Annotated in this window: 23 protein-coding genes; 13 read left to right on the forward strand and 10 right to left on the reverse strand. The window is 56.0% G+C overall.

Going from position 1 to position 18,139, the window contains the following annotated elements; genetic code table 11:
• Positions 1–30: 30 nt before the first annotated feature.
• Both KUF73_RS21605 and KUF73_RS21610 read right to left on the reverse strand, forming a co-directional pair.
• Complete coding sequence (locus KUF73_RS21605; RefSeq protein WP_218440060.1) at positions 31–837, reverse strand: MOSC domain-containing protein; 807 nt, start codon at positions 835–837, stop codon at positions 31–33.
• Positions 838–1,009: 172 nt separating this feature from the next.
• The gene (locus KUF73_RS21610) at positions 1,010–1,945 is read right to left on the reverse strand and encodes a chemotaxis protein CheV (RefSeq protein ID WP_218440061.1); all 936 of its coding nucleotides are present in this window, start codon (positions 1,943–1,945) and stop codon (positions 1,010–1,012) included.
• Positions 1,946–2,407: 462 nt separating this feature from the next.
• On the opposite strand from KUF73_RS21610, the gene KUF73_RS21615 reads away from it, so the two are divergent.
• From KUF73_RS21615 to KUF73_RS21625, 3 genes are all read left to right on the forward strand, one after another.
• A complete protein-coding gene (locus tag KUF73_RS21615) occupies positions 2,408–2,878 on the forward strand; it encodes a hypothetical protein (RefSeq protein WP_218440062.1) in 471 nt (156 codons plus the stop codon).
• Positions 2,879–3,384: 506 nt separating this feature from the next.
• Entirely contained in the window at positions 3,385–4,278 is an 894-nt protein-coding gene (locus KUF73_RS21620) for a sensor histidine kinase (protein WP_218440212.1), read from the forward strand.
• Positions 4,275–4,934, forward strand: coding sequence for a response regulator transcription factor (locus tag KUF73_RS21625; RefSeq protein ID WP_218440063.1), 660 nt, complete (start codon positions 4,275–4,277; stop codon positions 4,932–4,934). The genes KUF73_RS21620 and KUF73_RS21625 overlap by 4 nt, the downstream gene beginning before the upstream one ends.
• Here the strand turns inward: KUF73_RS21625 and yegS are convergent.
• Complete coding sequence (gene yegS, locus KUF73_RS21630) at positions 4,918–5,829, reverse strand: lipid kinase YegS (RefSeq protein WP_218440064.1); 912 nt, start codon at positions 5,827–5,829, stop codon at positions 4,918–4,920. The two genes, KUF73_RS21625 and yegS, sit on opposite strands and share 17 nt — an antisense overlap.
• Positions 5,830–6,055: 226 nt before the next feature.
• Between yegS and KUF73_RS21635 the strand changes: the two genes are divergently transcribed.
• The gene (locus KUF73_RS21635) at positions 6,056–6,367 is read left to right on the forward strand and encodes a hypothetical protein (protein WP_218440065.1); all 312 of its coding nucleotides are present in this window, start codon (positions 6,056–6,058) and stop codon (positions 6,365–6,367) included.
• A gap of 62 nt (positions 6,368–6,429) precedes the next feature.
• On the opposite strand, the gene glp is transcribed toward KUF73_RS21635, so the two are convergent.
• Together glp and moaB are read right to left on the reverse strand one after the other, a co-directional pair.
• Complete coding sequence (glp, locus tag KUF73_RS21640) at positions 6,430–7,656, reverse strand: gephyrin-like molybdotransferase Glp (protein ID WP_218440066.1); 1,227 nt, start codon at positions 7,654–7,656, stop codon at positions 6,430–6,432.
• The gene (gene moaB, locus KUF73_RS21645; protein ID WP_218440067.1) at positions 7,640–8,179 is read right to left on the reverse strand and encodes a molybdenum cofactor biosynthesis protein B; all 540 of its coding nucleotides are present in this window, start codon (positions 8,177–8,179) and stop codon (positions 7,640–7,642) included. Before moaB ends, glp begins: the two co-directional genes overlap by 17 nt.
• 90 nt (positions 8,180–8,269) lie before the next feature.
• Here moaB and mobA point away from each other — a divergent pair, with 90 nt between their 5' ends.
• Both mobA and KUF73_RS21655 read left to right on the forward strand, forming a co-directional pair.
• The gene (gene mobA / locus KUF73_RS21650) at positions 8,270–8,869 is read left to right on the forward strand and encodes a molybdenum cofactor guanylyltransferase MobA (RefSeq protein ID WP_218440068.1); all 600 of its coding nucleotides are present in this window, start codon (positions 8,270–8,272) and stop codon (positions 8,867–8,869) included.
• Positions 8,870–8,947: 78 nt separating this feature from the next.
• Entirely contained in the window at positions 8,948–9,169 is a 222-nt protein-coding gene (locus KUF73_RS21655) for a YgdI/YgdR family lipoprotein (protein WP_008055112.1), read from the forward strand.
• An 85-nt stretch (positions 9,170–9,254) separates the two neighbouring features.
• Here the strand turns inward: KUF73_RS21655 and KUF73_RS21660 are convergent, their stop codons facing one another.
• From KUF73_RS21660 to KUF73_RS21680, 5 genes are all read right to left on the reverse strand, one after another.
• Positions 9,255–9,533, reverse strand: a complete 279-nt coding sequence (locus KUF73_RS21660; protein ID WP_218440069.1) for a hypothetical protein — start codon at positions 9,531–9,533, stop codon at positions 9,255–9,257.
• A gap of 140 nt (positions 9,534–9,673) precedes the next feature.
• Positions 9,674–10,564, reverse strand: coding sequence for a pseudouridine synthase (locus KUF73_RS21665; RefSeq protein WP_218440070.1), 891 nt, complete (start codon positions 10,562–10,564; stop codon positions 9,674–9,676).
• 71 nt (positions 10,565–10,635) lie between these two features.
• Positions 10,636–10,953, reverse strand: a complete 318-nt coding sequence (locus tag KUF73_RS21670; RefSeq protein WP_218440071.1) for a transcriptional regulator — start codon at positions 10,951–10,953, stop codon at positions 10,636–10,638.
• Between the two features lie 169 nt (positions 10,954–11,122).
• The gene (locus KUF73_RS21675; RefSeq protein ID WP_218440072.1) at positions 11,123–11,359 is read right to left on the reverse strand and encodes a glutaredoxin family protein; all 237 of its coding nucleotides are present in this window, start codon (positions 11,357–11,359) and stop codon (positions 11,123–11,125) included.
• Between the two features lie 95 nt (positions 11,360–11,454).
• Positions 11,455–12,663 carry an ammonium transporter gene (locus tag KUF73_RS21680; protein WP_218440073.1) on the reverse strand — a complete coding sequence of 403 codons (1,209 nt, stop codon included), beginning with the start codon at positions 12,661–12,663 and terminating at the stop codon, positions 11,455–11,457.
• Positions 12,664–12,989: 326 nt separating this feature from the next.
• On the opposite strand from KUF73_RS21680, the gene KUF73_RS21685 reads away from it, so the two are divergent.
• The 7 genes from KUF73_RS21685 to KUF73_RS21715 all read left to right on the forward strand — a co-directional run bounded on the left by KUF73_RS21685 (position 12,990) and on the right by KUF73_RS21715 (position 18,135).
• Positions 12,990–13,304, forward strand: coding sequence for a YqjD family protein (locus tag KUF73_RS21685; protein WP_218440074.1), 315 nt, complete (start codon positions 12,990–12,992; stop codon positions 13,302–13,304).
• Position 13,305: 1 nt separating this feature from the next.
• Entirely contained in the window at positions 13,306–13,692 is a 387-nt protein-coding gene (locus KUF73_RS21690; RefSeq protein WP_218440075.1) for a phage holin family protein, read from the forward strand.
• Positions 13,689–14,033 (forward strand): hypothetical protein, encoded by a 345-nt coding sequence (locus KUF73_RS21695; protein WP_218440076.1) that lies wholly within the window; start codon positions 13,689–13,691, stop codon positions 14,031–14,033. Before KUF73_RS21690 ends, KUF73_RS21695 begins: the two co-directional genes overlap by 4 nt.
• A 127-nt stretch (positions 14,034–14,160) precedes the next feature.
• Positions 14,161–15,324: an EAL domain-containing protein gene (locus KUF73_RS21700; RefSeq protein ID WP_218440077.1), complete on the forward strand. Its 1,164-nt coding sequence runs from the start codon at positions 14,161–14,163 to the stop codon at positions 15,322–15,324.
• Between the two features lie 74 nt (positions 15,325–15,398).
• Complete coding sequence (locus KUF73_RS21705) at positions 15,399–16,727, forward strand: deoxyguanosinetriphosphate triphosphohydrolase (protein WP_218440078.1); 1,329 nt, start codon at positions 15,399–15,401, stop codon at positions 16,725–16,727.
• Between the two features lie 180 nt (positions 16,728–16,907).
• The gene (locus KUF73_RS21710; protein WP_218440079.1) at positions 16,908–17,294 is read left to right on the forward strand and encodes a response regulator; all 387 of its coding nucleotides are present in this window, start codon (positions 16,908–16,910) and stop codon (positions 17,292–17,294) included.
• A 214-nt stretch (positions 17,295–17,508) separates the two neighbouring features.
• Positions 17,509–18,135 (forward strand): response regulator transcription factor, encoded by a 627-nt coding sequence (locus tag KUF73_RS21715; RefSeq protein ID WP_218440080.1) that lies wholly within the window; start codon positions 17,509–17,511, stop codon positions 18,133–18,135.
• Positions 18,136–18,139 lie beyond the last annotated feature (4 nt).

An 18,139-nucleotide genomic window follows, 5' to 3' on the forward strand; every position in this document is an offset into this window, starting at 1 on the left:
TCGACACGGGCATTTTTATTTCCAGGGCGCTTATTCGAGGACGGTTACCGGCATACCGACTTCAAGTCGACCGTTGCCGTCATTGACCAGGTTCTGGCCGAACATCGCGCCATCCGCTTCTGAACGGTATTTCTGCAAAGTGGCCAATGGTTCGCGATCCTCGTTGCGCTCACCGGTTTGCGGGTCGATGGTGGTCAAAATGCAGCGCGAGCACGACTTGACCACCCGGAACTCGACATCGCCGATGCGAATGCGCTTCCAGCTGTCCTCGGCATACGCATCGCTGCCTTCGATCACCAGATTCGGCCGAAAACGCAGCATCTCCAGCGAACGTCCAACCTTCTGCGACAAGTCTTCCAGCGACGCCTGACCAATCAGCAGCAACGGATAGCCATCGGCGAACGCCACTTGATCGTCGTCCTTGCCGTAGCCGGCCTCTGTCATCCGCGCGCGATCAAGTGGAACCTGCACCAGCCGCGTCGGTTTACCGATGAACTCACTGACCCAGGCACCCGCCGCGTCACCGGCATCAGGTACGCGCAACGTGTCACGCCAGATGGTCACACCGCGCAGTTCGGCGGCGCTGGAAGGCAGGGCGATATCAATCGGTGAATGGCCGGGGGCACTGAGGGTCAAGCCGCCTTCGGCATTCCACAGCGCCGACAACTGGCTCATTCGCGCCACCGCACGCTGGGTCAGGAAACGTCCACTGGCTTCATCCACGAGCATCCAGCGTCGATCTCCGTCCAGCCCCAGCTTGTCCAGGCTGACCTGCTGCAAGATTTCGCCCTTGCCGGATTTCAATGGATAACGATAAAGCGCGCTCAGACGCAGCATGGCCACGGCTCCCTGGTGGGCAAAAAAGGTCACCCTATACGAGCTGGGTCGCTGAATCAAAGGTTGGTGAAAATCAAAAGATCGCAGTCTGCGGCAACTCCTACATAGAAATTCGATCACTGTAGGAGCTGCCGCAGGCTGCGATCTTTTGATGTTGCTTTGCCGCTTGTAATCAGGCCGGCACGGCGTCGAGCATCAAGCGCTGGCGCACCACATCAACGAGTTTGTCCGGCTGGAACTTGGACAGGAAGTTGTCGCAGCCGACCTTCTTCACCATCGAGTCGTTGAAGCTGCCGGACAAGGACGTGTGCAGCACCACATACAGGCCACGCAGACGCGGGTCGTTACGGATTTCGGTGGTCAGGCGATACCCATCCATTTCCGGCATTTCTGCGTCGGTAAAGATCATCAGCAGTTTATCGGTCATGTTGACTCCGGTATCGGCCCAGGCCTTGAGCATGTTCAGTGCCTTCAAGCCGTCGCTGGCAATGTGCATCTTGACGCCCAACTGCCCGAGGGTGTCGCGCAGTTGGGCCAGGGCCACATTCGAATCATCCACCAGCAGCACTTCACGGCCTCGGGCGCGTTCCAGCACCGGGTCGTCCAGTTTGTCGCGGGACACCTTGGCGTTGTACGGGACAATTTCGGCCAGGACTTTTTCCACGTCGATGATTTCAACCAACTGATCGTCGACCTTGCTGATGGCCGTCAGGTAATGCTGGCGACCGGCGCTGGCCGGCGGCGGCAGAATCGCTTCCCAGTTCATGTTGACGATGCGGTCCACGCCACCCACCAGGAACGCCTGCACCGAACGGTTGTACTCGGTGACAATGATCGTACTGTTCGGACCCGGAATCAGTGGGCGCATACCGATGGCCTGGGATAAATCGATCACCGGCAGGGTCTGGCCACGCAGGTTGACCACACCGCATACGAACGGATGGCGCTGGGGCATCAAGGTCAGCTTCGGCAGTTGCAGGACTTCTTGCACTTTAAAGACGTTGATCGCAAACAATTGCCGTCCGGCGAGCCGGAACATAAGAATTTCCAGGCGATTCTCACCTACCAATTGCGTACGTTGGTCTACCGTATCGAGAATGCCGGCCATTCAATGACTCCTGGTCTTGTTCTGATGAATTCACTAATAGAGGGTTATCGGCTGTTTTGGCTGTAGCTTGACCCCTTGTAAAATGCCACCCCAAAACATTGATGTCACATTAACATCATGCTTTACTGGCGTTGTGATTTCACCTGCTACACTTCTTCGGCGCGACCACAGTTTGCGCGTTAGGTTCCGCAACATAAGGGATTCCCCTAGCAACAATCAGGTACAACCTGATATTCGCAATATCCAATAGCCATTAATGTGACGCCATTCTCATTGCATGAATGGAGTCAGGCTTTTGTGTGCGATCGCAGGTAAGTGGCCAGCCGCCCTCTCAAACTCCCCAACCTGTATACAAGCCGGTAGGGCTGCGATCTCACGACGAAATGGTTACGTCGGGACGCTGATCGTCCACGTCGACACGCACGACATCCCCTCATTAGTCATGACGTTGTGGAGATAAGCATGCCGAACAATCGTACCGAGTGGGCAAAGCGTGTCCCGGAGTTTCTCGTCGAAGCTGAAACCCTCCTGGCAAAAACCGAGGAATGCCTGAGTCATTTGCAATTGATCAGCAATGACAAGGACGCCATCGATTGCATGCTCAGCACTCTCCTCAAACTGGCTAACAAGGCAGATGCCCTCGCCCTGGCCGCTGTTTCGGAGTTTTCGCTGCACATACATGGCTTGCTCAACCATGCGCAGGGTCACATGGATCTGCACAACGAAGCCTTGAGCGCGCTGAAGAATTGCCTGACATTGATCGCCTGGCAGCTTGAGCTCATCGACCAGCAAACCGGCCAGCTCAGCCTTGATGAAAGTGAGCAGACCACCCTGATCGAAGCGTTTGCCTTTCAGGTTGGCCAAAGTCAGTTTCGACCTCCGGTTAGTACTAAACCGTTCACACTCGTTTCCTATGCGGAGCGGCAGGCTTAAAGCGACAAAAGCCGTTTCATGCTGCGAATCTTATTGCTCTGTTAACTCAATAAGTTGAGCCAACATACGTCGCAATTGAATACTGCATACCTATTAACGACAACTCGAAACAAATAACTCTTCCTTTCGACAACAGACGATTTGGGCGGACTAGGGTTTTGCCTGGTATGAAAAGACCAAAACCATAGCCAATCGACTTCTTTTCAGCGACAACAAGCAGATTTTTTCCAATGTGGAACTATCGTCCACCTGGCTAATTTCCTGACTCTCTGGACATATATCACAAGCGCGACCAACGGTATCTTAAGTGCTATTATGCCGCCCATTAGTTGGCGTCAAATAATGGCAGCGTGATTGCAGACGGCTTTAGTCCGATCAAGTTCCAGGCTGGATTTCCTGTTCAGAAGTACGCCCCGTTGAAATCGATGCCTGATACTACAAAACATAGGCCCGTCAACCTGCATGACCGGTCTGCCCGCAGCGAACATCCATTGGCTCCATCCGCTATGTACGCCAGTCTCAAGTCAATCGCCATGTGGCCACCTTCCCGAGAGAACGCTCGCCGGTTCACATTGTTGCTGTGTGCCTGCTCGACGCTTGGCAGCCTGCTGGTCTATGGCCTGTCCATTCGTCTGCCGCTGAGTTTGCTGGTACTCGACATCGCTGCGCTGAGCTGCGTCTGGGTGCAATATCGCCTGTCGCGTAAATCGATCAAATTTCAACCTCAAGAACTGGCTGACCGTTTGCTCCAGGTTCAGGAAACTGAACGTCACCGACTCAGCCGGGAACTGCACGACGACATCGGTCAGCTGCTGACTGCGGCAAAACTTCAAAGCGACTGGCTCAAACGCCGGATGCCACAGGAGCTGCAGGAACAATGTTCGGTGCTGTGCGATACGCTGGACGAAACCCTCGCCAAAGTTCGCGACGTCTCGGCCATTCTCAACCCCCGGCAATTGACCAGCCTGGGGCTCGAAGCCAGCCTGCGCGCGCACTTGCTCAAGACGTTGACCAATACTTCGGTGCACTGGAGCCTGGAATGCCATCAACGCCTGACTGGCATCCCGGAAGAAATGGCCGTGGCCGCCTTCCGCATTACTCAGGAAGCAGTTACCAACATACTGCGGCATGCCCAAGCGAAAAACCTGCTGGTCTGCCTCCAGCGTTTGCCACAAGGCCTGACCCTGCTGATCAGCGACGACGGACAAGGTTTCGCGCCAGCGACAGATCCTGGTCGCGAGGGGCAACGCGGAATGGCCGGCATGTCGGAGCGGATTGCTCAATTAGGCGGTACATTGACCGTTACCAGCGAACCGGGCAAAGGCACTCAAATCGAAGCCCTCTTCCCTTGGGCACCGCGCGCGCTCGAACGGGCCAGTACAGATAAGGTTATCCATTGACTTGTAACTTACTCCTGGTGGATGACCACTCACTGATCAGGGCTGGCGTGCGTGCCTTGGTGCTGGACCTTCCTGGCTACGCGGTCATCGGTGAGGCCAACGACGGCTCGCAATTGCTCGAGATGGTCGAGCATCTGTCCCCGGATATCGTGCTGCTGGATATTTCCATGAAGCAGACCGGTGGACTTGAAGCCATGCAGCAACTCAAGCGGATCAGACCGCAGAGCAAGGTGCTGATCCTGTCGATGCACACGGACCCCGCAATCATCATGCAGGCGCTGGAGTCGGGTGCGCATGGCTATCTGCTCAAGGACACCACGGCCACCGAACTGGAGCATGCGCTGGAAGCGTTGCGTAATAACGAACGCTACCTGAGCCCGGCCATCGCCCATACCGTCATCACCCAGGCACTGACCCGCAACCAGAAAAACCAGCCGGAGTCCGCGGACTCGCACAACCTGACAGCCCGCCAGCTGGAAATCCTGCGTTTGATCGTTCGTGGGAAATCCACCCGGGAAATCGCCAATGGCCTGGGCCTGAGCGTGAAGACTGTCGAAACCCATCGCTCGCAGATTATGAAACGGCTACAGATTTACGATGTGGCAGGTCTGGTGCTTTTCGCTGTGCGCGAGCAGATCATCAGCCTGGACGATTGACGGTCACGCTCAACAACGGCGAATGCTCAGGCAAATGCACCAGTAACGCTGCCGGCCGCGCCGAGAACCGCAGGTTGTTGCCTTCCAGCGGTTCACCATCAAGATTGATGCAGAGACCCTCGGCAACCTTGATCTCGACCCATGGCAGGCGTGCCCGCACGAACATGTTGTCGATGCCAAAGCCGTCGGCCAGCAGGTTTTTCAAGGTGCCCACCACTTCCTGCGGTGCCGGCAAAATACTGACATCGAGCAGCCCGTCGTCCGCCAGTGCCTGCGGACACAGCACATGACCACCGCCAGCCTGCCGGCCATTACCGATGCCCAAGGCCAACAGGTCACCACTCCACTGAAAACCCGGTCCATGCAATTCGCCATAAGCCGCGTGCAATTCACTGAAGCGTGACAGGCCGGTGAACAGATAAGCCGCACCGCCGAGGATTTTTTTCAGGTCTTCGGAAGTATTGGCGGTGACCTGACTGCCAAAACCACCTGTGGCCATGTTCAAAAACACCTGCCCGTCGACCTCCCCCAGATCGATAGCGCGCGGCGTAACGTCCAGAAGATCCAATGCCAGGGCGGGCTCCAGAGGCACTCCGGCAGCGCGTGCAAAATCGTTGGCGGTTCCCAGAGGCATCAGCACCAGACTGGCCCGCGTCGATTGCGCAGCCATGGCCTCGGCGATATCGCGCAAAGTGCCGTCGCCACCACCGGCGACAATTTGTCGATAACCTGCCGCCAGCGCTTCATTCACCAGTCGCTGTGCGTCACCGGCCTCCCAGGTGACTCGAACAGCCAGCTCCCATCCCTGTTTGCGCTTGCTTTCGACGGCAGCGCGAACCTCCTCATTGAGCGACTGCTTGCCGTGCAAAATCACCAGCGCCTTGCGTTCACTCATTTTGTCACTCCCAGTATTGAATGGCGTATGGGAGATGTTGACCGCGTTACACCGGATAAAAGTCGCAGGAAACTGAATTAATTCAAGGACAGCAGTGCTGAGTCCTACACGGCGGGATTTTTCTTACAAAACGTGAGGAATCGGCTCAATTGACCAAAAAGTGTGATTGGTACACTTTGGTGTCGACGGTTTTCAATGATCAGCAGGACAAACACAAGGATGTGCCATGCAAAGCCATGACCTCAGGCTACCGGTGTTTCCGGTCGCACCGCTCGCAGAGAATCGGGCCAACCAACAGGCTGAAATAAACAACAGCGCAAAACCCAATGGAGAAGTTGATATGGAACCTCGCGTCATTGAGCTGGAGACCCACCTCAAGTACATCCGAAGAGACATGGAAGAAGTTCGCAGCGATGTCAAATCCATCAAGCACAGACTTGCCTATTCGGCGGGTGGCACGGTGGTAGTGCTCGGACTACTCGGCTGGATCGCCAATAGTAGGTTCGATCAGCTCGTGACTCTGCTCCTGGCTCATTGATCTGCCATGAACGCAAAACCCGGTTAGATCAACCGGGTTTGCGTGGCAAGATTACAACGGCGTCAGCCCAGGACTTCACTCAACGGAATGAAATACACACTGTCACCTGCAACCAGCGTGCGATCCTCCAGCACTTCAACCAACCCATCGGCCCACGCGGCGCTGCGAAGTACACCTGAACTCTGATTTTTGTAGATGATTGCCCGACCATGTTCCAGGCGACCGCGCAAATACTCGCGTCGATTGCCAGCTTTCGGCCAGTCAAATCCTGCCTGCACTTGTACGGTCAGGGGCTCAACGTCTTTAACGCCCTGACGCCGCAAAAGATATGGGCGAGTCAACAAGGCAAAGGTCACCAGCGTCGACGCCGGATTACCCGGCAAGCCGATGACCGGCACACCGCGAAAATGCCCGAATGTCAGCGGTTTACCCGGTTTGATGGCGAGCTTCCACAACGTCAACTCACCCTCTTCCCGCAAGGCAATGCCCAAAAAGTCTGCCTCTCCCACCGATACGCCACCAGTCGAGAGAATCAGATCGACGTCTTTCAATTCGCCAAGGCGAGCACGCGTGGTGATCAGGTCATCCGGCAGGATACCGGCATCGATTACTTCACAGCCCAAGCGCTGCAACCAACTGCAGAGCAACACACGATTGCTGTTATAGATCTGCCCTGGCCCCAACGGCTGACCCGGCTCAATCAATTCGTCCCCGGTAGACAGTACGGCAACACGAACCTTGCGAATCACGTCCAGTTCGGCGCGGCCCAATGAGGCAGCCAGGCCCTGCTCGATCGGCCCCAGACGCGTGCCCGCTGGCAAAATCAATTCGCCGACTGTGGTTTCCTGGCCTTGTGGACGGATGTTTTGTCCAGCGGTCATGGTTTCGGTGAAACGTACTCGCTCATCTGCCTGGACCTCGGCGTTTTCCTGCATCTCGACGCAATCAGCACCGGCCGGAACAGGCGCCCCGGTGAAGATTCGTGCACAGGTACCCGGCTGCAAGGGATCGGGTGCCTGACCGGCAAAAATCTTCTGACTGACAACCAGAGGCTCTCCGGTCCAGTCGGCCAGGCGCAAGGCGTAACCATCCATGGCACTGTTGGGCCACGGCGGCAGATCAAGCGTCGACACCAGATCATCGGCCAGTACGCGGCCCTGAACTTGCGCCAATGACAAGCGCTCACGGTCAACTATTCTTGAGGCGTCAGCCATTTCCAACAAACGTGCCAGCGCCACCTCGACCGGCATCAAACTGCCGGACTTGCCTGGCTTACCCGCGGGATTCACAGGGTGCCGCCTGTTTCAGATGTGGTACGAAGTTGCAGGGACGATGGCGCGAATCCAGTTGCTCGCCAAGAATGCCGTCCCAACCGGTGCGTACCGCATTGGTAGAGCCTGGCAAGCAGCAAACCAGCGTGCCGTTGGCCAGCCCGGCCAAGGCACGGGACTGAACCGTAGAGGTGCCAATGTCCGCTACCGAAATCTGCCGGAACAGCTCGCCAAAACCATCGACTTGTTTGTCGAGCAGGCAGCTCACCGCTTCCGGAGTGCTATCACGACCGGTGAAACCGGTGCCGCCGGTGATCAGGACCACCTGCACGACATCGTCGGCAATCCAGTTGGCGACTTGCGCGCGAATTTTGTAGAGGTCATCTTTGAGCAGCACCCGGGAGGCCAGGTTATGACCTGCGGCCGTCAAGCGGTCGACGAAGACCTGACCTGAGGTGTCAGTTTCCAGGGTACGGGTATCGCTGACTGTCAGCACCGCGATGTTGAGCGGCGCGAAAGGTACATCAGCCTTGGCTTTCATAGGCTCGTCCAGTTGTAGGAGAAACAGCCCGGTGTTATATCACAGCGCCCCATTTTTTCGCCGCTCCCCCTTGTCGAATGGAAACCTGCCATGACATCAAATCAGTTGCCACCCTGTTCCATTCTGCTCCTGGCAGGCGGTCGCGGCCAACGCATGGGGGGCCAGGACAAAGGTCTGCTGGATTGGCATGGCGAACCGCTGATTGCGCACCTGCATCGCAAGACGCGCCCGCTGAGCGATGATCTGATCATTTCCTGCAACCGGAACCTGGAAAAATACGCGCCCTACGCCGACCAATTGGTCCATGACGACGAAGGCGACTTTCCCGGGCCATTGGCCGGTATTCGTGCGGGACTGAAAGCGGCTCGCCACTCGCATCTGCTGGTCTTGCCGTGTGATGTACCGCGCATTGATGCAGCCTTGCTGACCAGCATGCGTGAAACCGCCAACCAGCATCCCGACAGACCGTTGATGCTGCGCCATGACGAACACTGGGAACCGTTACTGTGCGTCATCCCCGTGACACTACGTGCTGATTTCGAAACCGCGTGGAACGAGGGTGAACGCAGCCCGGGTCGCCTGATGCGCAAGCTGGGCGCTACTGCGTTGCAGTGCCCCGACAACGACCCACGCCTGGCCAACCTCAACACACCGGAACTGTTAAGCAGTCATCACACTGTGTCAGACTGAATATACCCAAGGAACTTGCACGCGCTGCATACGTCTCAAGCTCAGTAACCAAAAGAATTCTATTTCGGAGACACACTCATGACTCAACGGACCCTGGCCACTTTCATGCTCGCACTGGGCCTCGCTACCCTCGCCGGTTGCGCATCGCCTACAGTGATCACCTTGAATGACGGTCGCGAAATCCAGGCCGTCGACACGCCTAACTACGACAAGGATTCGGGTTTCTACGAATTCGAACAACTGGATGGCAAACAGACCCGCATCAACAAGGATCAAGTGCGTACCGTTAAAGAGTTGTAATCAGCGCGGCGATCACCAGATACAAAAATGCCCCGACTGTCGGGGCATTTTTTTAACCGAAGTAATCAAAACGGCATTTGCGCCATTACGGGTTCGGTTCGTTGTTCAGTTTATCCGCGCGAGCCAACGCTTGCGTGGCTTCAGTGACGCATTTCTTCTCATCCCCGGCGTTCTTGGATGCCTCAGCGCTCGCCATCAACCGCTTGATCTCCATCGTCGTGTTTTCAGAGGTCGCCGGCAGACTGGTGACTTTGTCCTTGAGTTCCTGAAGCTTGGTAGTGCAGAGATTGTTGTCTGCGGCGAATGCCGGAGAGGCCAACATTGCAGCGCAAATGAACATTCCAGCAAAAGCGGTACGTTTCATGGGTGTCTCCTTGAACGGAAAGACTCGGTACTGTGCCGAGGTTGAAAGCCACGTTCGCGAGGCCTGATCAACTGACTATAGACCTGCCCATAAATTCGATCTCTTTTGCAACGCCTGCAGAATAAAACGCCTCTTGATCATCACCATTGCAGGGTGATGGTGCTCTCGAATTCTCTTTCCTGCCCCGTTACCGGATCCACAAATTTCAGCCCCTGGGCCAGCAGTTTCAGAGGATTGGCGTAGTCATCTTCTACAGCCTTGAGTACCCGAGGATAAAACGGGTCATTGCAGATGCTCGCACCCAACGCCGTCATGTGTACCCGCAACTGATGCTTCTTGCCGGTCACCGGGTAAAGTCCGTAACGCCAAAGATCACCGTTTTTTTCCCTGACGTCGACAGCCGTCTCGGTGTTGCTGAGACCCGGCCCTTCCTGCATGCGGAAAAAAGGCTCGCCATCGACGAGTCGGCTCTTGTGAATCAAGGGAAAAGTCAGTTCAGGCAATGCCCGGGCAATAGCCTCGTAGCGTTTTTCGATCTGCCGTGCGGGAAACAACGACTGATACGCCGAACGGCTCTGAGGATTGGCTGAAAACAGCACCAGCCCGGCGGTATGCCGGTCGATGCGATGCAAGGGCACCAGGTGTGGATTATCCAGGCGACGGATAAGCCGCCTGAGCAAGGTTTGCTCCACATATTCACCCGCTGGCGTCACGGGTAGAAAATGCGGCTTGTCCGCCACCACCAGATGTTCATCGGCGTAAAGAATGGACTCGATCACCGGGATCGGTTTTTCGTCCGGCACTTCTCGAAAATAGTGAATCCGCAGACCTTCCTTGTAAGGAAGATCCAGGGCGATTGGAGCACCCTGGCCGTCGAGGACACGACCGCGAGCGATTCGATCCAGCCATTGTTCACGACCGATGGCACTGAAGTGCTCGCACAGACAGTCGAGTACGGTCTGCCACGAGCCAGGCGGCAAGTAGAGCGTGCTGGCCTGGTTGTGTGCAGCAGAAAACGATGTAGTGGACATACGAAAGCTCTAACCCTCAATGCAGAGCGGCATTATCCAACAGCGGCGGGAACGAACCTAGCAGAGAATCCTCAAGCGGGTATCTGGCTGCGCGCCGCCGCTTCGGTGTACTCCTTGAGCCAGCGCAAAACATCGACCGCCTCCCAGCGCACCGGGTCATAGAGTGCATACAACAAACCCTGATAGCCCACGACGTCCAATTGCCGGTGATAGCCCGCCCGCTGAAACAAGGCTTCGATTTCAGCGAAACAGGTATTGAAGTGCAGTTTGTTGAAGGGGGTTTTTCCTTCAGTCACCAGTCCGTCCAGACGCAGTTCGAGGACAGCCTCGCGCACCACGTCAGCCGACATCCGGTTCACACTGCTCTTCAATTGTTCGACATTGACCACGATTCATCCCTCTCACGCCCGGACTCGCCTGTTCAACCCTGAATCAGGGATGACAGCGCGGCAATCCGGATAACTGTATGCGCATACAGTATCCGAATCGCACCCGTTAAGCCAAGGGGATCAATCGCAACGTTCGACCGGCGGGTACATCGTCATCGCAAAAAACTGCTTAGTGCAGGAACGCAACCACTTCGTCAGCATTAAATGGCCAGCCCAGCTCAGCGCCAGTATCAACCCGCCGCAGCACCGGAATGCGCAGGCTGTAAGCCGCAAACCATGTCTCGTCTTCAGCGATATCCACCAGCTCCACCAGCAGGCCGCGCTCAACAAACTCCATCAACATGGCTTCGGCCACTTCACAGAGATGGCACCCGAGGGTGCCGAACAGCTGACATTCAGGAAGCATGAGCGCTCAACCTAAAAAATTAAGTGACCATTCTAGGCCCGACCCGAAAAACCGTCGAGCCATGGGTTCCCCACTCTGACTTCTTGCACGGGAACTCAGTCCTGGCTGACAGCGCCGATCTTGTGCAGCGACAAATCCGCACCGTAATACTCTTCTTCCTGGCTCAAACGCAGGCCATGGAGTGCCTTGATTACGCCATACACTGCAAAACCACCAGTCAGGGCCACGACCACCCCCAGCGCAGTACCGATCAACTGACTGATCAGGCTTACCCCGCCCAGCCCGCCTAATGCGCTCTGGCCAAAAACGCCGCAGGCGATCCCGCCCCACACGCCACACAGACCATGCAAAGGCCATACACCCAGCACATCGTCGATATGCCATTTGCCTTGTGCAGCGGTAAAGCACCAGACAAAAAGTGCCCCGGCGATTGCGCCGGTGACCAGTGCGCCCACCGGGTGCATCAAGTCGGAACCCGCACAAATCGCCACCAGCCCCGCCAATGGACCGTTGTGCAGGAAGCCCGGGTCATTACGCCCGACTATCAGCGCGGCCATCGTGCCACCGACCATGGCCATCAGCGAGTTCACCGCCACCAGCCCGCTGACGCCTTGCAAGGTTTGCGCGCTCATCACGTTGAACCCAAACCAGCCGACGATCAGGATCCACGACCCCAACGCAAGAAACGGAATGCTCGACGGTGCGAACGCCACCAGGCGCCCGTCGCGATAACGACCGTTGCGAGGCCCCAGCAACAACACAGCCGCCAGCGCCAGCCAACCGCCCATGGCATGGACCACCACCGAGCCGGCAAAATCATGGAAGCTTGCGCCAAAGTACTCCAGCAACCAGGCCTGCAAACCAAAGTTGCCATTCCAGACCATGCCCTCGAAGAAGGGATAGATGAACGCCACGATCAAGGCTGTCGCGCATAACTGCGGGACGAACCGGGCACGCTCGGCGATGCCTCCGGAAATGATTGCCGGGATTGCCGCAGCAAAGGTCAGCAGAAAGAAAAACTTCACCAACGCGTAACCGTGATCGGCATTGATCACGGCGGCCGGCTGCATGAAAGTGACGCCATAAGAAATCCAATAGCCTATAAAGAAGTAAGCCAGGGTTGAAACGGCGAAGTCGCTAAGAATCTTCGACAGCGCGTTGACCTGGTTTTTTTGTCGTACCGTCCCGACTTCAAGAAAGGCAAAACCGGCGTGCATGGCCAATACCATGACTGCGCCGATCAAAATGAACAACGTATTGGAACTATGGACCAGGCTGTCCACAGCGCTTTGCAGATTTTCCATGGATTTGGCAGACCTTAAGGCTGAAAAAAGCACCAAAGCAGTTCGCGCGGGCGATCCATGCACCAAGTTGTGACTTGTCGAATCGAACAAATCACTCCCGACGACCTGCTTTGGCGCACAGGGTTCGTCAAAGCCAATCGCGGCCAGGACAATGGCGCGGGTTTTGATTGTTTGAGTTAAGGTTTTACTGGAATCATGCCCAGCAACAGCGCAACGACGCCGGCTGACGCACCACGACACAGCAAAAGTTGTACCAGTCATTTGTACTGAACCTTCGCACAAGGCTCATACTCGAACGATTCAGAAGCCACTTATGGAGATCACCAATGGCCAGCATCAAGGCAAAGACTGCTCAGGAAATCCTGATGAACGATTTTCAGACACTGGTCAGCGACACCGAACGGTTGCTGGAACACACCGCTTCCCTGGCCGGTGGTCAAGCCGACGAGTTGCGCGACCAGATCCACGACAGTCTGCTGCGTGCACGCGAAACTTTGAAACTGACTGAAGACTCCTTGCGCGAACGCGGCCAGGCCGCTGTCACAGCGACCGAGGACTATGTACAGGCCAATCCATGGCAATCGGTCGGGATCGCGGCGGGTGTGGGTTTTCTGATTGGCCTGCTGGCGACTCGGCGCTGATATGGCAATCGGTGAATCCGGCTCCTCCGAAACGGGTCAAAGCTCACCTCGGCGCCTGGGTGCGGCATTTCTCGGGCTGCTGCACAGCCACGTCGAACTGTTCGGCATCGAACTGCAGGAACAAAAGGCTCGCACCGTAAGCCTGTTGTTATTTGCGGGCCTGGCGCTGGTATTTGCATTGCTTCTGCTGGTGGGGTTGTCGACGTTGGTGCTGATCCTGTTCTGGGACACCTATCGCCTGGCGGCAATCATTGGGCTCTGCGTGTTCTATTCCCTTGCGGCAGTCTTCTGCGCCATGCGTTTGAGAGCAGCGATATTCGATGAATCCTCGCCCTTCCATGGCACTTTGGAAGAACTGGCCAACGATCGGGAGCGCCTGCTGCCATGAGCCTGCCTGAATTGCCTGCCAACAGTTCGCGCACGGAAATGCGCAAGGCATTGATCCGCCTGCGTATGGAAATGCATCGACAGGAAATCCGCCACGAATCCGCACAACTGCTGCAACCCTTGCAGCGTGTTCGCGGCATGACGCAAAACCTGCAGGACGGTTTCGGCATAAAACACGCACCGCTCTGGGGCGTGGCCGCTGTAACCTTGCTCGGTTTTCTGACCGGCAAGGGCGCAAAGAATGGTGGTGGCATTAACAGTCTGACCCGGCTGGTTCGCCTGGGCACCACCCTGGGACCGTTGATCAAGCTGATCCTGCAAGGCTCTGCGCGCAAACACTAAGCAGTCGCCATCTGGCTGCATTCTTGCAATACCCATTGGATTGAACCTCTTTATCAAGAGGTTCAATCCTGCGTGCCTATCCGGTGGTCAGGTTTTATCCAAAAACAAGATCTACTAAGGAGGCTTTGTGATCGACGGGCAACCGCTCGCCTGTTTTCAGCCGTTCATCGATACCGCCACCGGCCGTATCGCGGGCGTAGAGGCACTGGGTCGACTGCGTCAGGCCGACGGTCAATTGGCGTCAGTAGGACCGCTGTTCGCCGACCCGCGAACAAACGCCATCGCCCTTCGGCGCCTGGATCGCCAGATACGCGATAACGCCTTGAGCCGTCTGCGAGAGGCACCTTCCGACTGGTTTCTCAGTCTGAACATTTCCCCCCGCTGGATCAGCCGCTTGCGCCCGGACCAGCCGCTGCCGAGCCTCAAGCAATTGCACAGGCACGGCGTCGACCCGCAGCGCATCGTCTTCGAGATCACTGAACTGGGTGGCGACATCCAGCGCCTGGCACAAGTGGTGGCGCGTTACCGGCAGGCTGGCGCGCGGATCGCCATCGACGACTTCGGTGCCGGTTACTCCCAACTCGATCGGGTCCTGGCGCTGCAACCGGACATTCTCAAGCTCGACATGCGCCTGTTTCAGGCGGCAGCCCTGGGGGGGCCGAGCACCGATGTGGTCAAGGCCCTGGCGCAAATGGCCGAGAAAACCGGTTGCTGGATCATCGCCGAAGGTGTGGAAACCGAAGCCCAACTGAATTTTGCCCTGGAGTGCGGCTCACGCTACGTGCAGGGTTTTCTGTTCGCCGGGGCGCAAGAAGATTTCTTTGCCACCGACGCCTTTGTCGAGCGCTTTGCGCAGCTGCGTCAGCGCTATGTTCAGCAGAAACTGGCCGAACGCGGTCGCTTGATGGTCATGCGCCAGCAGCTCAGCGAACTGATGTCGATCCTGCAAGCCTGGGCACAGACCCGCGCACCACTGAGTGCCTTGCCCCAACTCGATGCCTTTCCCTGGCTGTTGCGTTTTTATCAGTGCGACCGTCATGGAACGCAACTGACGCCAAACCTGGAATGGCGCAACAACGGCTGGTTCGCTGACAACCGCTACCTGGGTCATAACTGGTCATGGCGCCCCTATTTTTATCATCTGCTGGCAGAAGGCTGGGAAGAACGACGATTGACCCTTTCCAACACTTACCGCGACGCTACCAGCAACCAATACTGCCTCACTGCCGGGCAATTTTTCGACAATGGCGAACGCTTGTTGCTTATCGACATTGATGCCGTCGGGTTGTAGGTGTTTTTCCCTTGCAGGCCATGGCGCGAACCGGGAAGCTTGGGCAATCAGTCACCTGACGGAGAGAACCAGCCTTGGATTGGCACACCCTGCTTACCCGTGAACGCCTCGGAAAACCGCTGCATAGCCCGGAAGAGCTCGGCCGCAGCCCTTTTCACAAAGACCACGACCGCATCATTTTCTCGGGAGCCTTTCGCCGCCTCGGGCGCAAGACCCAGGTTCATCCGGTTTCCAGCAACGACCATATCCACACGCGGCTGACCCACTCGCTGGAAGTCAGTTGTGTCGGCCGTTCACTGGGTATGCGCGTCGGAGAAACCATTCGCAGCGCCCTCCCCGACTGGTGCGAACCCAGCGATCTGGGGATGGTCGTGCAATCGGCCTGCCTGGCGCATGACATTGGCAATCCACCGTTTGGCCATTCAGGTGAAGATGCGATTCGTCATTGGTTTCAGCAAGCCGCCGGCCGTGGCTGGCTGGACGCAATGAGCGAAACCGAACGCAATGACTTCCTCAATTTCGAAGGCAACGCTCAGGGTTTTCGGGTACTGACTCAGCTGGAGTACCACCAGTTCGATGGCGGCACGCGACTGACCTACGCCACTTTGGGCACTTACCTGAAGTACCCTTGGACGGCCAGGCACGCCGACTCGCTGGGCTACAAGAAACACAAGTTCGGTTGCTATCAGAGTGAACTGCCGCTGCTGGAGCAGATCGCCCATAAGCTTGGCCTGCCGCAACTTGAGGATCAACGCTGGGCGCGTCATCCATTGGTGTACCTGATGGAGGCCGCCGATGACATCTGCTACGCGTTGATCGACCTCGAAGACGGCCTGGAAATGGAGTTGCTGGAATACGCCGAAGTCGAGTCCCTGTTGCTGGACCTGGTGGGCGATGATTTACCGGAAACCTATCGTCTTCTCGGCCCCCAGGATTCGCGTCGACGCAAACTGGCGATCCTGCGGGGTAAAGCCATTGAACATTTGACCAACGCCGCAGCCCGAGCCTTTGTCGAGCAACAGGACGCGTTGCTGGCCGGCACCCTGCCCGGCGACTTGGTGGAACACATGCACGGCCCCGCCAAACGCTGTGTCCTGAATGCCAAGGACATGGCACGCAAGAAAATCTTCCAGGACAAACGCAAGACCCTGCACGAAATCGGCGCCTACACCACGCTGGAAATACTGCTCAATGCTTTTTGCGGCGCGGCACTGGAACAACACAACGGGCGGACGCCCTCCTTCAAGAGCCGGCGGGTACTCGACCTGCTGGGCAACAATGCACCTGATCCGAACGGCCCGTTACACCGTTCGTTCTTGCGCATGATCGATTTCATCGCCGGCATGACCGACAGCTACGCCAGCGATATGGCACTGGAAATGACCGGTCGCTCCAGCCACTGACAAGAACCGGATGATCAGCCATTACGCCACCTGTAATGGCCGATCTCCCCCAAAAAAACCAAGTGCATTCAAGGCTAGCTGAATTGCCCTACAGCCAATACCGAGTGAACTGATCGATTTACCCGGGTTTCACGCGAAACAATCACGGCTACTTTGTTCTACATAAAAAGCGTGAATAACATGATCAAAGACAGTCTGCGCATCTTGCTGGTGGAAGATCATCCATTCCAGCTCAGGGCGACTCAATACCTGCTGGAAAGTTATGGTTTCACCCAACTGAGCACGTCTGATTGTGCCGAAGGAGCACTGCAACAAATGCTCAAGGCTACGCAACCGTTCGATATTCTTTTGTGTGACCAATGTCTACCCGACCTAAGTGGGCTGGATTTGGTCAAGTTTGCCAGCCATAGAGGGCTGATCAAACAGGCAATACTTCTAAGTAGCCTGACGCCCGATGAACTCAATGAACTTGAAAATATGGCAACCCATCATGAACTGCCCTTACTGGGTTACCTGACCAAGCCTTTAAAACAATCCGAATTCAGAAAATTACTGGCGTTGTTTTAAAAATAAAAACTTTAAAAAACACCACCCCAACATCAAAATTTATTAGCAACAAACTTTATTGATCCTCATAAAAAACCTAGTTGACACGTAAGCTCATTCCTTTTCGTGTGTAGGAACATTCCTATATTGCTGCTACAGGTATGTCAGTTCATACGTCACCTCAACTATCTGAGCTAAGGTGCGCGCTTTATTCGAGCTCGCATGGGATTTGATTATGAACTCCGTTTTTATTGTCGACGATCACCCCGTCATCCGACTTGCCGTTCGTATGTTACTGGAACACGAAGGCTACAAAGTCGTCGGTGAAACGGACAACGGGGTAGACGCCATGCAAATGGTTCGCGAATGCATGCCCGACCTGGTCATCCTCGACATCAGCATTCCCAAACTGGATGGCCTGGAAGTACTGGCGCGCTTCAACGCAATGAGCACGCCACTGAAAACTTTGGTATTAACTGCACAATGCCCGACACTTTTTGGTATTCGCTGTATGCAGTCCGGTGCCTCCGGATATGTCTGCAAACAGGAAGAGTTAAGCGAACTGGTCAGCGCCATAAAAGCCGTATTATCAGGCTACAACTATTTCCCTAGTGAGGCACTGAACCCTGTTCGTGGCGATGAGGTGCGTTGTGCCGAGCTGGAACTGTTCAAGGCGGTGAATGATCGAGAACTGATGGTATTGCAACTTTTTGCCCAGGGCCGCACGAACAAAGAAATTGCCAAAGGCATGTTTCTGAGCAACAAGACTGTCAGCACTTATAAAAAACGTCTTATGCAGAAACTCAAAGCCAAATCCCTGGTTGAACTCATCGAATTGGCAAAACGTAACGCATTGGTGTGAGAGA

The sequence above is a fragment of the Pseudomonas sp. PD9R genome, assembly GCF_019200975.1.
Lineage (GTDB): Bacteria > Pseudomonadota > Gammaproteobacteria > Pseudomonadales > Pseudomonadaceae > Aquipseudomonas.